This window comes from Delftia sp. ZNC0008, from assembly GCF_000799035.1.
In the GTDB taxonomy this organism is placed as follows: Bacteria; Pseudomonadota; Gammaproteobacteria; order Burkholderiales; family Burkholderiaceae_C; genus Comamonas; species Comamonas tsuruhatensis.
Genome location: NZ_JTKZ01000846.1, coordinates 1 through 16,443, shown reverse-complemented (window position 1 = coordinate 16,443; position 16,443 = coordinate 1). Strand labels below are relative to the sequence as shown.

At 65.3% G+C, this 16,443-nt stretch carries 9 protein-coding genes; 7 read left to right on the top strand and 2 right to left on the bottom strand.

The genetic code is table 11. The annotated features are described in order from the left end of the window. The 7 genes from L995_RS27155 to L995_RS27125 all read left to right on the top strand — a co-directional run. Positions 1–1,351, top strand: a 1,351-nt coding sequence (locus L995_RS27155; protein WP_047474465.1) for a YcaO-like family protein, incomplete at its 5' end; no start/stop codon positions are given. 119 nt (positions 1,352–1,470) lie between these two features. Beyond that, positions 1,471–2,415: an FHA domain-containing protein gene (locus L995_RS27150; RefSeq protein ID WP_047474461.1), complete on the top strand. Its 945-nt coding sequence runs from the start codon at positions 1,471–1,473 to the stop codon at positions 2,413–2,415. A 198-nt stretch (positions 2,416–2,613) separates the two neighbouring features. After that, positions 2,614–2,949 (top strand): hypothetical protein, encoded by a 336-nt coding sequence (locus L995_RS27145; protein ID WP_223275358.1) that lies wholly within the window; start codon positions 2,614–2,616, stop codon positions 2,947–2,949. A gap of 328 nt (positions 2,950–3,277) precedes the next feature. Further along, positions 3,278–8,290 (top strand): hypothetical protein, encoded by a 5,013-nt coding sequence (locus L995_RS27140; RefSeq protein WP_047474459.1) that lies wholly within the window; start codon positions 3,278–3,280, stop codon positions 8,288–8,290. A gap of 97 nt (positions 8,291–8,387) precedes the next feature. Beyond that, positions 8,388–8,822 (top strand): GFA family protein, encoded by a 435-nt coding sequence (locus tag L995_RS27135; protein ID WP_052195876.1) that lies wholly within the window; start codon positions 8,388–8,390, stop codon positions 8,820–8,822. Positions 8,823–9,116: 294 nt separating this feature from the next. Beyond that, entirely contained in the window at positions 9,117–10,997 is a 1,881-nt protein-coding gene (locus L995_RS27130; protein ID WP_231574544.1) for a HEAT repeat domain-containing protein, read from the top strand. 205 nt (positions 10,998–11,202) lie between these two features. Beyond that, positions 11,203–11,643, top strand: a complete 441-nt coding sequence (locus L995_RS27125; RefSeq protein WP_034366122.1) for a hypothetical protein — start codon at positions 11,203–11,205, stop codon at positions 11,641–11,643. Between the two features lie 36 nt (positions 11,644–11,679). Here the strand turns inward: L995_RS27125 and L995_RS32495 are convergent, their stop codons facing one another. Then, positions 11,680–12,159, bottom strand: coding sequence for a GNAT family N-acetyltransferase (locus tag L995_RS32495; RefSeq protein WP_082001642.1), 480 nt, complete (start codon positions 12,157–12,159; stop codon positions 11,680–11,682). A gap of 129 nt (positions 12,160–12,288) precedes the next feature. Further along, entirely contained in the window at positions 12,289–15,789 is a 3,501-nt protein-coding gene (locus L995_RS27120) for an IPTL-CTERM sorting domain-containing protein (protein ID WP_231574543.1), read from the bottom strand. Positions 15,790–16,443 lie beyond the last annotated feature (654 nt).

Sequence of the window (16,443 nt, the reverse complement as noted above, 5' to 3'; positions counted from 1 at the left end):
ACAATGCCCGCACTGCGGCACCCCGGGGCTGATGGCACTGCGCCAACGTGAACGCATTGCGCCAGTTCCCGGCACGCATGCCGCGCGCGCCGACGGCGGCTGGCGCAGCGTGCCGGCCGAGACCACGGTGCAGCGCCTGTCCCGACACGTCAGCCCGCTGACCGGCGTGATTGCCCGGGTCACGCCGCTGACGGCCGAGACCGACGAAGCGCTCACCGTCTACCGCAGCGAAATCTTCAGAACGCCCGCGCCTGGCAGCGGCTTCCTGGCAGGCCCCCCGACACAGCTGTGCCTGGGCAAGGGCCTGTCGGCCATGCAGGCCCGCGCCAGCGCCATGTGCGAAGCCGTGGAGCGCTACGCCGCCTTCCACCAGGGCGATGAAGCCGTGGTCGTCGCCCCCGCCGCCGAGCTGGATGCGCCCTGCATTCCTCCCACAGCGCTGGCCCGCTTCAGCGACCGGCAGACCGCCGGCTTTGCCACCGACAGGCCGCCGCATGCCGTGGCCCCCAGCGCCGGCCAGGGCGATCCCCTGTGGTGGGCTCCCGCCTGGTCCCTGACCGCCGATGCGCGCCGCTACCTGCCGCTGGCCTTCTGCCTGGCCCATGCGCCCGCGCAAAGCCAGCACCACGTGGGCTGGACCTCCAACGGCTGCGCCGCAGGCAACACGCGGGAAGAAGCCATCCTCCAAGGCTTCATGGAACTGGTGGAACGCGACGCCGCCGCCATCTGGTGGTACGGCCAGATCCGCAGGCCCGCCATTGCGCTGCAAGGCATCGACCAAGCCACACGCGAGCGACTGGACCGCAGCTGCGGCCCGCAATGGTCGTACTGGCTGCTGGACATCACGCACGACTTCGGCATACCCGTGGTCGTCTCCGTGGGCCGTCATGCACAGACCGGCCAATGGGCCGTGGGCTTTGGCTGCAGCCTGGACCGCGCCCTGGCCTGCGAACGCGCCCTCACCGAAATCAGCCAGCTGATCGCGGCCGGCAAAAGCTTTGCCGTGCCCGAGCCACTGCAGGCCTTCCTGCACCCTGCGGACAGCGCCGATGCACCGCCGCAACAGCCTGCGCCTCTGTCTGGGCACACGCCGGACACCGCGCCGCCAGACATTGCCCAGGCCATTGCGCGCTGCGTGAACATCGCACGCGGCCTGGGCCTGGAGACCATCGTCTACGACCACTCGCGCCCCGACATCCCTGTGCACACCGTCAAGGTCGTGATTCCCGGCCTGTGCCATATCTGGCCGGAACTGGGCAATCCACGGCTGCGCAACGTACCCGTGGCCCTGGGCTGGCGCAGCCGGCCGCTGCAGGAATCCGAACTGAATCCGCAGGCTCTGTACGTTTGACAAACTGAACAGCGCAGCGGGCATGTACTCTCTCAGCTTGGCAACAGGCTGCAGGCTCCGGGCCAATGCGCCCCCAGCCCACCCCCTGTTCACACAAGCCCCAAGGAGAATTCGAGGCGATGGCCCTCTTTCGTAACCAACTCGACGGCCGCATCGTCGTGCTGCGGCCCCTGCATACCTTCGGCCGCCACCCCTCGGTCTGCCAGACCGTCATGAAGGCGCCCGACGTCTCCCAGGTCCACGCACTGTTCCGCTGGAACCGGCAGACCTGGGAAATCGTGGACCAGAGCCGCAACGGCACCATGCTCAACGGCGTGCGCCTGGTCGCCGGCCGCTGGACCGTACTGACCGTGGGCGCCAGGCTCAGCATGGGCGAAGGCGCAGAAGCGGCCTGGACCGTGCAAGACCTGGGACCGCCCGTCACCTGCCTGAGCCCCGGCCCGGGCCTGCCCCAGGACGCCCCCCTGGCCCTGAACCCGCGCGGCACCCTGCTGCCCGACGCCCAGGAGCCCGAAGCCAACGTCTTCTTCGAAGACGGCCGCTGGCTGCTGGAGTCCGGCGACGGCACCGAACCCCTGGTGGACGGCGCCATGGTCCACACCTCGGCAGGCAGCTGGGAATTCGTGCAATGCGACGACCTGGAATCCACGCGGGAAAGCAGCTTCGACCCGCATGCGCCCAAGCCGTCGGACGTGTCCTTTCGCTTCCACGTCAGCCAGAACGAGGAGCACGCCAGCCTGACCGTCATGAGCGACGGCAAGCCCATCGCGCTGGGTGAACGCATACATCACTACACCCTGGTTACCCTGGCCCGCGTGCGCCAGCAGGACGCCCACAAGGGCCTGGCCCCCGCAAGCCAGGGCTGGATAGAGCTCGACGCGCTCTCGCGCATGCTGGGCGTGGATTCGTCGTACGTGAACATCCAGATCTTCCGCGCCAAGCACCAGATCCTCAGCGCCCTGCCCGAATGCGCGGCCTTGCCGGCCCTGGTGGAGCGGCGGCGCGGCAGCCTGCGCTTCGGGGACTTTGCGTTCGAGATCGAGGGCGGGGCGCGCAGCGCCTGAGCGGCGAACTGCAACGGAGAACGGCAGGCACACGGCGCATCGCTCGCCGCATGTAATCAGCTGTAATTTTCTTGTTGTGCACACGTCAATAAAGTGGGAACCGGTTCCTGCCGCCTGCGGCAAGGACCTCTCACCCTCCTCCCGGACCGGGTTGCCCGAGTCCACTGGCGCACCTGGAAGCCGCAAATGAGCATGGACATGCGACGTGTACTGTTGATCCCCGCCAGCGCGCGGCCCGTTGACCCTGGCCTGGCCAGCCTTTCCATGGACGCACAGGTCTGGGAAAACGGCTATCCCCTGGTCGTCGGCAAGGCCCGCCACGGCCTGCTGCAGGACTTCTGGCGGCACTACTACGGCGAATCCGCCGCCATGTTCGTGGCCTCGGACCAGCTGCTGGAACTGCACAACGACATCATGGCCGCCATCCCTGCCTGCGTGGGCGAGATGCCGGTGCTGCGCTTTCTCAACGACCTCGGAAGAATGTGCCTGCAGGCGCATGGGGACGGCAGCGGGCTGCAGGTCATCGGCGACTAGTGGCCGGCTTGCCGCGCCGCAATGGCGCGGCCGGCGCAGCCAAGGCCCGTAGGCGCAGGCAGGCCCCCAGGCGATATCCATTGCCCCGCATGGCCACCTGCGCCCATCGGGGATGCAGGGCACTCTTGCTGCCCGTCAGTGAATCAAAAAGAGATTCCCGCGAAGGACGCCCCAGGAGTCCGAACGTCGAATGCACAGGAAACCGGGCGCTGGCTTGAAGCGATGACCGGCAAGCTCCCCCACGGCGGGCCATACAGACCGCAACCCTTCAAGCGATGGGCAGACCGCGCCATTCATTTATCTCTCAACGGATATCAATGGAGGATGTATGACGGAAGCTTTCAACGGACTGGCACTGGGTACCGCCACCAACCTGATCAAAGGCTACGCGCCGGGGTGGGACCCATCCAGGGGCATGCTGGACATACTGCACCGCCCCCGGCAGCAGCCGATGGAGCCGCAAGCGCCTGAGCCCTCCGGCAGCCGGGGCGACTGGGGATATCCGGTGATCAGCCTCCACGAGAGCGCACAGAGCCTGGTCACCGCGCTGCTGCCCTATGGCATCGATATGCCTGCGATAGACACGGCGCCACCGTCCCTGCCGGCGGGCGCCTTGCTGCTGTCGGCGCCCACCGGGGCTGCCGCGCTGGACAGCCTGGTCCAGACACTGGGCATCTCGCTGCACGACACCAGCCTGCGATTTGCGCTCGTCAAACTAGTCCGCCAGGACGAGACATTGCGCCACACGACCAAGGAGAACCAGGTCCTCACCACGGTCCATGCGCTGCGCCCGGATCCACGCATTGGCGTCGATGGCGAATTCATGCGCTCCATGGCGCGGCTGCGCCATTTCCAGGCAGAGGGCTCGCAGGACACGGCCGCCGACCTGACGCTCAGGGACGCCAACCTCTTTCTGGACAACTTCGCCGAATGGGGCACGCATTTCGTGTCCTCCATCACGGTCGGGGACCAGATCATCCAGGTATTTGCCTACGAAGCCGAGCGCTTCGCACGGGTGCAGCAGGCATTCAATGGCTCCGAAAACGACTTCACGGGCGCCAATGCCGTCAAATTCCAGTACTTCACCACGGATGCGGAAAAAGGCGCGTTCGGCTTCGTCAAGCAATTCGGCAACATCCTGAACCTCAGCCACAGCCCCCAGTTCCAGCAAAGCCTTGCAGACGGGGATTGGGTGGAGAAAACCTGGGCCAAGCGCAACAGCGTATTCCAGCCCTTTTCCGTGGACTCGGCAGTATCGCTGTCCCGATTGAACCGGGATTTCACCGACCAGGCTCCCGTCGCCATCACGCTGGGGCCGTTGACCACCTTCACCGAATACAAGCGCACGGCGGTGTGGCGGCGCGTCTTCAAGGCGGCCATGTCCAGCGTGTTCGGCGATGCGATACAGCCCCAATTCGTGCCGCATGACTCCAGCGACTTCGCCGCACTGATCCCGGAAGACCAGCCCGGCGTGGTCTCCGCCATTGCCACGCCCAGCATCAATGTCTACAAGGCCCGCCTGAATCTGGCGGGCATGCAGTTGGTGGCCCGGTCCGAAGTGCGCAACTTCACGTCCTACGGCTATGTGGTCGCCGTCCGGTCCCAGGCCGCCATCGAGCTGCCCGGCGACAAGGTGGGCCTGTACGGCTACATCCTGGACATGAGGACGACCGGCCTGCCCAACGTGGTAGCACTCAGCAATGCGGGCTTTGAAGGACTGTCCATCGGCTGCAGCCAGTTCCTGGGCGCGGCACGCTTTCAGAACCACGACGGGGACAGGCACTTCCTGGTGGTCGACGGCCTGCGCTACGAGTTGGACGCCAAGGGCTGGCCCCGCGTCATCGAGGACGTGCGGCGCGTGCCCCCTGCCACCGAGCTGCCGGCCCTCAAGGACAGCCTGGAGTTTTCGCTGGCCTTCGGCGAAGCCGTGCTCGGCATGCAGGCCGACCAGATGGGCGCCGTGACGGTACGCACACTGGCGCGCGGCTACCTGAAATGGGTGGCGCAGGTCATCCCTGCCGATACCCGCGACGAGGACCTGCTTGCGATGCGCTTTCGCGCCCTGGACCTGGGCAGCTACACGCCCAGTTCCGGACAAGGCGCGTTCGTACCCATCCTGCCGGCCTCCGACTATGAGGCCTCGGTCAAAAAGATACTGGACTACCTCCAGGAGATCCAGCGCCAGATCAGCGAAGACACCATCCAGATCAACCAGCGCAAGCAGGCCGAGCTGACCGTCGATGTCGGCAAGGCCTTGAACGAGAACATCGTCCAGAGCGGCAAGCTGCTGTCCGGGCTGATCGATGCCAACGCCAAGTCCGCAAAGGACCTGTCGAACCACTACGACTCCGTGATCGCTGCCAGCCAGGCCGAGGCGAAGGCCCAACAGGAGAAGATCAACGACCTGTCCAAGGCCCTGTTCGAGCAGCAGGCAGAGGTCAACCAGGCGGTGCAGCGCTACAAGGCGGCCGTCGTGCAGTGGGAGACCCTGGAATGGGTAAAGTTCGGTCTGGACGTGGCCACCACCGCCTTCAGCCTGGGCACGTCGGTTTTCGTGCCCGCCAGCTCGATCAATGCGGTCAAGGACCTCGGCCTGACCGTGCAGCGCATCCAGAAGGCACTGAACATCCTCAATGCCACGATGAAGGTCTACACCACCATCTCGGGCACCGTGAAGAACATCCAGGACGCGCAAAAGACGCTGGACGGGCTCGATGGCATGGACTATGGCGATACCTCCACCCTCCAATGGGACGAGATGTCGCTTCAGCTCGACGTGGTGATGTCGACCGGACCCAGCGGCAGCGGCGTCAACGAAGCCAAGGCCGAGATGGTCGCCGCGTTCAAGATCCTCGTCATGCGGGGCAAAGCGCTGACCGGTGCCCAATCGGGCCTGCACCAGATCCTTCGCGACATCTACTCCACGCAGCGCCAGAAGGTGCTCAACGACCGTCAGGCGGAGCGCCTGAACGCCCTGGCCGACAAGCTCAACCCCTTGCAGATCAAGGACCTGGACAGGCAGGCCATCGACCTGGTCGGCCTGACGGGGAGCCTGGACTACCTGCGCCGCCAGATGCTCACCACCTTCGCCAAGTCCTTCCTGTTGCAGGACCAGGCGCTGCAATATGCGTGGCTGCAGCCCCCTACGCCGATTGCCAGCTACAGCCTGATGAACTTCATGCAGTCGCGCATCGCCCAGAACGAGGCCACACTGGAGGCCAAGTCGCAGTTGCTGCAGTACCAGGCCTCGACCACCCGCCCCATCACCATCGACATCCAGGGCGTGCTGGCCTCGGACATCAGCAACGGCAACGCCTTTGAAATCACCATCGACCCCAACCAGCCACAACTGAGCCAATACGTGAACCTGCGCGTGCGGGCCGTGGTGGCCGAGGTCATGGGCGTCAAATCGACAGACAGCGGCAAACTGCTGACCAGGCTGACCTTCGAAAGCAAGCCCTTCGTGGACCGCAACGTGGAGCGCTCCATGCTGCGCTTTCACACACCCTGGCGCGAGCGCGTGTACCAATTCGACGTGGCCACAGGACAGCCTGATTTCAGCGACCAGGGCCATTCATGGTCGGCGGACATCAGCCCCGTCACGCCCTTCGGCTCCTGGCTGATCTCGCTGCCCAAGACGCAAACCAACCGGGGCCTGGCCTTTGCCGGCCTGACGGTGGACATCCGCCTGACCTTCGTCCTGGACGCCCGCATCGTCGACGTGCCGATGCTCGCGGGCGGCAGGGCCCACGCCCGCCAGCGCGCCGTGCGCACTGAAGCGGTGCGGGGCGCGCTGATGGCCCTTGCGGCCGAAGGCCCCGCACAGCCCACGCCGGACAAGCTGATCTCGCTGCTCAATGCCGCAGGGACAACCACCAATGGCTGGGACGTGGTGTTCAACATGGGACTGCAGCAGATCAACAAAGCCCTGCTCAGCCAGTATGAAGAGCTCAAGCGCGACAGCAAATACAAGAACACCATCTCCGCGCAGACCCGGACCAAGGTCATCGACGGCGTGTGGTCCATCAAGAAATTCGACCTCGAGTATGGCTATCCGCTGCTGAGCTTCCAGGCCAACAACAACAGCACCGTCGTGCTGAAAATGCAGATAGAAAAAGGCTCGCAGATCAACTGCATCCAGATGGGCGACACCCCTGAAAAATGCGATGCGCCGGTCTCCATCGCGGGCAAGACGCTCACGGCCTTCGTCAACCTGACCAAGGTGGAGGGCAAGATCACCAAGGAGGGCAAGGAACTGCAGATCCTCAAGGTCGTGCTGGACATGTCCCAGGGCGCATTCACCGTCGAGAACATCGACATCAGCGACGAGGAGAAGGTCGACCTCAACGCGGCAATCAAGGCCTACTTCTCGGAAAACCCGGTCGTCTACCTGATCAATGCCCTGGACCTGACCAGCGTGCCCGTGATCGACGGACTCAAGCCCAAGGGCTTTCTCTTCAAGGTGCTGCGCACGGCAGCCAACGTGGACATCCTTCAGCTGTTCATCCAGACCGGCAACCGGGCCCTGCTCAACCCCACGCTGACCTTCCTGAACAATGTGCCCGAGCCGCTGCCACAAGGCAACGAAACGTCCCTGCTGATCCGCAGCGAGCTGTTCTTCTCCGACATCCTGCCCAGCGCCATGAACCGATCCGGATGGAGCCTGGCCGGCCGCAAATCCTCGGAACAGAACTCGGCCTCCTGGGGGGAGTTCACCAATGCCCCGGTCTCCGCGACCAACATCGACCTGAGCAGCCTGACCCAGACCACGACCACCTCCTCGCCCATGGGCGGCGGGGGCTCATCGACCACCACGAAATACTTCTTCCCCGACAACAAGGTCTCCTGGAACCTGTCGGGCATGACGCTCAAGCCGATGGGCAGCGGTCAGATGCAGCTGCAAGGCAGCAAGACACAGTCGATGACCATCAAGACCAGCACCACCTACAGGTACTGGCCCTGCTTCTCCAACTGCTCGGACACCTGGGAATCCTCGTTCACCAACGACGCCACCTCCAACGTCCAGGCGGCAGCGCCGGTGACCGTCAGCGGCAGCGGCCGGGAGCAGAACATCAGCATCTCCATGAGCAGCCAGGCCGTGACGGTCACGGGTCATGTGGCCGGCGGCGGACCTTCGGGATCGGACGACCTGCAAGCCAAGGTCAACCAGCAGGTCAAGTCACAGGTGCCGCAGCAAATCGCCACCCAGCTGAACGTCAGCTTCTCGGCCGTCTCGCTGTTCGCCATCAAGAACCTGCTGTTCCCTGCCAACAACTACATCAACTTCACCCGCGCGGCCGTGCCGGGCGACCTGCTGGTGCTGGGCAACTTCCAGTCCTGAGCCCGGCCTAGCCCGGCTGGATGCGTCCGACGCTGCGGCAAGCACACGGCAAATCGGCGCATGCACAATCGCATGCGCCTTTTTGTCCTTGCAAGATATGAGTCCCAACACCAGCACCAAGACCGACACCAATGCCGCGCCCCCCGCCACCACGCCTCTGACCGGCAGCTGCCTGTGCGGCGCCATCGCCTATGCACTGCGCTCCACGCCCCAGGCCGTCTCGCACTGCCACTGCCGCATCTGCCAGAAGGCCCACGGTGCCGCATTCGCCACCTACGGCAGCGTGCCGGCAAAGGACCTTGTCTTCACCCGGGGCCAGGAGCAATTGCGCTCCTTTGCCTCATCGCCCGGCATCACGCGCTGCTTTTGCCAGCAATGCGGCTCATCGCTGTCATGGCACAGCCAGCATTACGAAGAAGGCGCATGGATCTCCGTCGCACTGGCCACGCTGGATTCGGAGTTTGTCGTGGGCAGGCAGCGGCATGTGAACCGGGGGGCGGGGATGGCGTGGGTGGATGGTGGGACAAGGTGACCGGGCGGATGGGGTCGGCCAAAAGCGGCCGGATGCCAAGGCCTGCCCGGCCGGTCGACCGGTGGACGACTTGTCCAGTGGCGGCCCTGGGGCGGCACCTATGATGCAGGGCGCGCCAGACGAGCCTGTGCTGGTGGTCTTCTCGGACAAGCAGAACCAGGGCAATCCGGACCGGCCCTTCCAGTACTTATGAACGACAACCCAAGCCAGGCACTCGCAGACCAGCTGCAGAGCTCCACAAAAAACGTCGATGTGTTCTTGGCGCTGCAAGCGCTGTCCTGCGCTGCCCCCGCAGTGGCTTTCGAGGCCATCACGACATTCATGAGGTCCGCGCCGGCAAATCAGCTGCCCCTGGCCCGAAATGCACTGCTGGAGCTGGCGGACCGCGCTCCCGCGCTCCTGGTGAGCGCGACGCTGGACGAAGACGCAAAGGTGGCTGACGCGGCCAGGCAGGCCTTGTTGATCCGTCCCTCCAATGAGGCACTGCCCCTGTACCTGCGCATGGCCAAGTCCAAGAGCGTTGACGAAGCCTGCTCGGGCTGCATGTACCTGGGCCGTATCTCCTCGCCACAGGCCCGGGCGCCTTTGTTCAAGGCCTTGGGCCACCGCAGCGCAGCGGTGCGCGAGTATGCGGCGACATCCATTCACAGCCACGCCGACGAACACTGGATCGCCGACCTGCTGGAGGCCATCCGCACGCTGCGGCGTGAGGAGACCGACAAAAAGAAAGACTTTGGCGAGGTGATCAGCACGCTGTGCAGCGCGGTGGTCCAGAAATCCACACACGCCTGCCTGGACCTGCTGATGGAAGGACTCCACGATGCGGACGCCAGAGTCCGCGGGACCTGCATCAGCGCACTGGGACGCCTGGGCGATACGGCAGCCGTGGTCCCGCTGATCGAGACGTTTGAACATCCGCGCCGCGGGATGCCGCGGGAGCTGAGGACGGCACTGGTCAAGGTGCTTGGCGAGTTGGGCGACGCGCGTGCGATCGCGCCACTGCTGCGTGCCGGAGTGACCGTTGCAGCACCGGCGCTGGGCCCGCTGAAGGCGCAGGAAGCCGTGCCTGAACTGATGGCCGCGCTGGAGCAGGCAAGGACACCGCGCGATGCCGACGAGCTGGCCGAGGTGTTGGCCCAGCTGCAAGGGCCCGGCGAGTCGCAGTGGCCCCGCGCAGGGTTGCGCACGGCGTCGCTGCAGGTACGGCGAGCCGCCGCGCTGCAGCTGGCGCGCACCGCGCCCCAGGAAGCGGCCCAGCATCTGCGCGCCATGCTGCCCCAGCTGTGCGGCGGCGACGCCGTGGGCGTGGCCGAAGCGCTGGCCTTGATGGGCTCAGCAGAGGGTTTCGAAGGCTTCGCGAAGGCATTGGCGGACGACCCCCACCACTGGAATGCCAGCGCCGTGGCGTACGCCTGCCAGAATCTTCGCGGCCCCCAGGTGCAGGCCCTGCTCCTGGGGCTGATACCCGGCATCCGCAACGAATACGTCCACCACGTCTGCAAAGCGCTGGCAGCGCAAGGGGCTGACGTATTGCCTGCGCTGATCGCTGCAGCCCAGGCAGCCGGCGACAGCTTGCGATACCGCTACGTGATGGCGCTTGCCGAATTCCGCGACCCCCAGGGGGCCGGTTTGCTGGCGCCTCTGATGGTCCGCCGCAACCCGTTGCGGGACGCCGCCATGCTGTCGCTGTCAGCCACGCCCAGCGCCGAGGCCAGCGCGGCGCTGGCTGCGGCATTGCTGCAAGCCGAATCGCCGGCTGATGCCCGGCTGATCACCGAAGCGCTGGCGAAGGCAGCCACGCGCGAGGCGATTCCCGACCTGATACGGGCGCTGCAGGCCGACCTCGCCACCGAAGAGATATTGGAAGCCTTGGGCCGTCTGGGCAGTCTGGGCGACCGGGCGGTTGTGCCTGCACTGATCGATCAACTGAGCAGCCCCAACGCGCGCCGCCGCCAGGCAGCGGCCATGGCGCTGGGGCAGATCGCAGACCCTGCGGCGGGGGCTCCGCTTGTCCGCCTGCTGCTGAAAGAGTTTCATCTGGAGGTGGCGCAGGCCGCAATGCAAGCCTGGCTGGCCATGGGCGCGCAAGATGGTGGCGCACTCGATGGGCTGGGCGCGCCGGGCACGCGCGCATTCCTGTTGGCCAGTGCCAGACAGCTGCGCAGGGAACGCTGACACGCACATCCCCGCACGGATTGCGGTGCGCCCGGTCAGGATCTGCCATCGCTGTAGAGCCGGCATTCGGTGCGGCTGCTTGAGGCTGAGAGCTGCCCGGCCCCTTGACGAAGATTCACCGTGCCTTCAGGCAAAATCCAGACGATCGGGAAAGCTTGGCGTCAGGTCTGCCGGGAAGCCCAACTTGAAGAATGGAACAGTATCAATGGCACTGACGAAGAAGGGCGAGTTCTGGTACGGGACAACGTCCGGCGACACCCAAGCCGAGCTGCGCAGCTACAGCGTTGCGAATCGCCATGAGGCCGTCCGGTTTGCCTCGTCCAAATGCGATTGCGGATGTCGGACTTTTGCGCTGCAGACGGATGAAGAAGCCGGCGTGGCCATCCGCACCTGCACCGACTGCGGGCAGGAACACCTGATGGGCGACAGCGCGGAACATGTTGAAGAGGCCGCCCCTGAGGCACACGAGTGCGTGTGCGAGAACGAGACGTTCGAACTGATGTCCGGCGTCTCCGTGTACGAAGGCACACACGACGTGCGCTGGTACTACATCGCTTGCCGCTGCGTGGAGTGCAATCTGGTTGGGGTCTTCGCAGACTGGAAGTGTGAAGCGGGTGATGCAGCGGCCTTCCTCGCCAAGGTATGAGCGCGCGGGATCAAGACGCGCTGCCCAAAGATCTGGTCAAGCGGGTTTGCCGGGTGCATGCAGGCGATAGCGCAAAAAGCGAGCCCCCTCGATATCCAGTGCGCCATCTGGCCGAAATCCCAGCTTGAGAATCCCTTTTATTCTGGTTCTTGAAGGTGGCAGCAAAATCGTGATGGAGCTCAGCCCCAAGCCAGTGAATGCACGTTTCACTATCTCTTGATAGACGGCTTTGCCACTTCCCCAGAATTTGGGATGAAGCACCAAAGCGAGGTCGGCATCACCTTCCTCGTACTGCAAACCGCCCCAGCCGGCAAATTGCTGGTCAATTTCAAACGCCCATGGCCCATAGCCGTATTGCTGCCACTGGGCATCCTTTTGCCGAGCCCATTCATTTGCTTTCGCCAGGTCGAAATTCGCACTTCCAAGCGGCATTTGTCGCAGCACATCTGGATTGTTGTTCAGCGAAACAATGTGAGCCGGATCAACTTCAGTGAGCCGCTTAAATTTCAAATTCATGCCTGTATCTGGTTGTCTATCCATCAAATTCAAAGCCTACCAAAACGGTGGTTGCCGACCGTCTATCTGAGCGTCAACCAAGGGGCAGCAGTCCACAGTGCGGGGTTGCTGCCGCTGCAAGCCAAGGCTTCACTTTCTGATCGGCGGTGCGCAACCACTGCTCGACGCTCGGCAACGCACCGCCACCAGACCCGCTGCCAGCAGCGAAAGCAACGCCAGCGCCCAGGGGCCGAGCGCGGGGATGGCCTGCGGGGCCAGCAGCACGGGCAGGCCGGGGTCGGTGATCTGGTTGGGCACGGAATCGCTGTCACCCACGCCGCCATCGGCCAGGGTGAAGGTCACGCTCAGGCCGTCGGGTGCAAACTGCGCGCCGGGCAGCGCATACCAGTGCGGCTGCGCGCAGGCAGCGCCGGTGCAGCCCAGCCCGTCGGGGCTGGGGCCGTATTTGTAATAAACGGCCCCCTGCGGCACTGGCGTGGTGAAGTGCACGGTCACCTGTGCATCTGCATTGCCAGCGACACGCCCCAGCACCAGGCCCAGCGGCGCGTGCACCGCACGCACATGGGACGGCAAGGGCGCGGGCAAGGTGGAGGCAAAGGCGGCGCTGCTGATCTCCCAGCCGTTCGCTCCATCCACCTCCACCGCCCCCAGATTGCCGTTGCCCCCCGCACCCTGCCACGGTGCGCTGCACTGCTGCGCTGCGCCGCCATATTCACCGCTGCACTGCCATTTGTATTGGCCGCCAGCGGATAGCACGGTCCCTGGCGTACCCGTGGCGCACAGATTCGCGCTGGGCTTGAAGGCCACAGCGCCGTTGGCCGCTGAGCCGCAGGTGGCATCGACCGGGTCGTGGGTGAACGTGGCCGAAACGCTGCGCGGACTGGTCACGTTGGTGAGCTGGCATGCTCCCGTGCCCGCGCAATCGCCCGACCAACTGGTGAAGTGATAGCCCGTACCAGGCGTGGCGGTGCAGCTTGCGTCCTGGCCGTGGGTGACGGGGTTGGGTGTGCAGGTGACTGTGCCGTTGGTGGTCGCGGGGGTGATGCTGATGGGGTATGTGTTCAGCGCGAAGGTGGCACCCACGCTGCGCGGGCTGGTCACGTTGGTGAGCTGGCATGCACCCGCCCCCGCGCAATCGCCTGACCAACTGGTGAAGTGATAGCCCGTATCGGGCGTGGCGGTGCAGCTTGCGACCTGGCCGTGGGTCACGGGGTTGGGCGTGCAGGTGACCGTGCCGTTGGTGGCGGCGGGGGCGATGCTGATGGGATAGGTGTTCAGCGCGAAGGTGGCACTCACGCTGCGCGGGCTGGTCACGTTGGTGAGCTGGCATGCCCCCGCCCCTGCGCAATCGCCCGACCAACTGGTGAAGTGGTAGCCCGTATCGGGCGTGGCGGTGCAGCTTGCGGCCTGGCCGTGGGTCACGGGGTTGGGCGTGCAGGTGACCGTGCCATTGGCCGGGGCGGGGACGATGCCGATGGAATAGGTGTTGAGCGCGAAGGTGGCACCCACGCTGCGCGGGCTGGTCACGTTGGTGAGCTGGCATGCTCCCGTGCCCGTGCAATCGCCTGACCAACTGGTGAAGTGATAGCCCGTATCGGGCGTAGCGGTGCAGCTTGCGTCCTGGCCGTGGGTCACGGGGTTGGGCGTGCAGGTGACCGTGCCGTTGACGGCGGCGGGGGTGGCGATGGAGTGGGTGTTGGGCGTGAAGGTGGCCGAGACGGTGCGCGACGCGGTCACGCTGGTGAACTGGCATGCCCCCGTGCCCGTGCAATCGCCCGACCAACTGGTGAAGTGGTAGCCCGCATCGGGCGTGGCGGTGCAGCTTGCATCCTGGCCGTGGGTGACGGGGTTGGGCGTACAGGTGACTGTGCCGTTGGCCGGGGCGGGGACGATGCCGATGGAATAGGTGTTGAGTACAAATGTGGCCCCCACGCTGCGCGGGCTGGTCACGTTGTAGAGAATGCACGCGCTGGCAGTGCCCGTGCAATCGCCCGACCAATGGGTGAAGTGGTAGCCCATCGCGGGCGAGGCGACGCAGATGGTGTCTTGCCCATGGGGCACGGGGTTGGCCGTGCAGTTCACGCTGCCGCCGGTGACGGCAGGGGTGGCGATGGCGTAGGTAATCGGCGCGAAGGTGGCTCCCACGCTGTGCGCGCTGGTCACGTTGGTGAACTGGCATGCACCCGTGCCCGCGCAATCGCCCGTCCAGCCGGTGAACTGAAAGCCCGTTTGCGGCGTGGCAGTGCAGCCAGCGGCCTGGCCGTGGGGCACGGGGTTGGGCGTGCAAGACATGCTCCCGCCCGTGGTGGCAGTGGTAGTGATGGCGTAGGTGATGAGCGTCGTGTTGGCAGAGACGGTGGTAGCCCCGAGCACCACGGGCTGGCAAGCCCCCGTGCCGCTGCAGGCGCCGCCCCAGCCGCTGAAGGGGCGGGCGACAGGGTCGTGCACCGTGGCCGTGCAGGTGGCGCTGGAGCCATGGGTCACGGGGTTCGGGGTGCACTGTGCGCTGGCAATGCCCGCATCCGTGTTGACTGTCACCATGTACTGGCGCGGTGCCAGGCAAGCGGCCGTGGTGCCGCCGCTGATGCCCGCGCAATTCCAGCGGAAGGCATCGGACGCGGCAGACTGGTTGGTGGCCGAACCGGCGCTGCACAAGAGGGTTGGCAAGGTGAGCGAAGGCGCAGTGCTGCCACACGCGCCATTGGTGGGCGGCGGGGCGAAGGTGGCGCTGATGGTGCAATTGCCGGTAATGGTCGCAGTGGTGTAGGTGTTGCCCGCAAGCGATCCGCCGCAGCCGCTGACCTGCACCGTATAGCCCGGTGGCGTGGTGAGCGTGAAGCTGGCCTGCTGCCCCGCCGCTACATCGCGCCCCGCCTCGATGCTGCCGCCGCCCGTGGCCTGGGAGGTAACGAGGTAGGCGCGAGGCACGGAGCATTGCGGCGAAGGGTTGCCGCCGTAGCTGCTCTGGCACACCCAGGAGAAGGAGTAGGTTTCATCCATCACGCCGCTGGTCGTGCCCACGCTGCACAGCAAGGCGTCTGGCAGATAACGGCGAGGCGTGGTGCTGCTGGCACTGCCGCACACGCCATCGAGCTGCACGGAGCCGGCCTCGACCGTCATGCCGATGGAGGTCTGCGGCTCGGCAACCCAGGCCGGCTTGTGGCTCGCGCCTGAATACCAGGTCAGCCCGTCGTTGGTGGCCGTGGTGATCTGGCGGCGGATCATGGTCTGGCCGATGCTGCGCACCACCACCCAGGCAAAGTCGCCCGCCGCCACGATGCGGTCGCCCGTGAACACGCGCATGCCCGGCGTGGCCGCGTCGGCGGTGAAGGGGGCACAGGCCGTCATGTCCACGAACGGCGTGGCGGCGCTGGCGTCGGTTGCGCACACTTGCAGCTCGAACTGGTCGATCTGGGTGAGATTCATCTTCACCTGCGTGATGCGCAGCGACTGGCTGCCAATCGGGATGCGGTTGGCCACCCACAGTTTGGTGTGGTAGCTGGAGTTGTGCTGGATGAGCCACGGGTCATTGGCGGCTGCCAGGTTGTCGAATACCGTGACTGCACCAGCAGACACTGAAGCCGCCGCCGTCAGCAGCAGCATGGCAATTCGAAGGGTAAGGGTTTTCATGGCGATGGGGTGGGTGGGTGGAGCGGTGTTCCACCCAGCCGCGATCGGCCATGAAAAATGCTTTCAGCTCTTGTGTATCAAGCGCTGAAAGCCATGTTGATGCAAGCGTGTGGCACGGGTGGATGCGCACTGCCGGCCATCTTGCGGGCGCGCAGCCCTGGCGGCTTGACTGTGCGTTCGTGCCGCGCTTGACTGGACGTTTCGCAAGCCTCACTCCCCAAAAAAGGGGCGTTCCCCTCCCTACCCGCGCTATCATCCGCCCCGGCCCCCTGTCCCGGGGCTGATGCTTCAAAACATCCGTCGTATAGCGGTTGAGCCTTCCCGAAAGAAGGCCTCGTCACGTCTGAACACCTGGTAAGTGGGCTCCCGCCCGCTCGTCCAAACGGTTACGGGCGGGATGGGGCTGTCCGCAAGGCTGCCCGCACGTCTATGCGCGTGTTTTGAACATCCCGTCCACCTTTTCCGTGCTTCAAAACACGGGGCTGGTGGTTTCAAATCTCGCATAGGAGTACGGAACCATGAACGCCGTTTCTCTCGCTGTCACCTGCGCGCCCTCTCTTGGCGCCGCCCTTTCCACACGGAGGGCCAAGGCATGAACCCCGCCCAGCCCAAATCCGCCACGGACAGCCACACCACCCGGCAACTGTCCAGCGC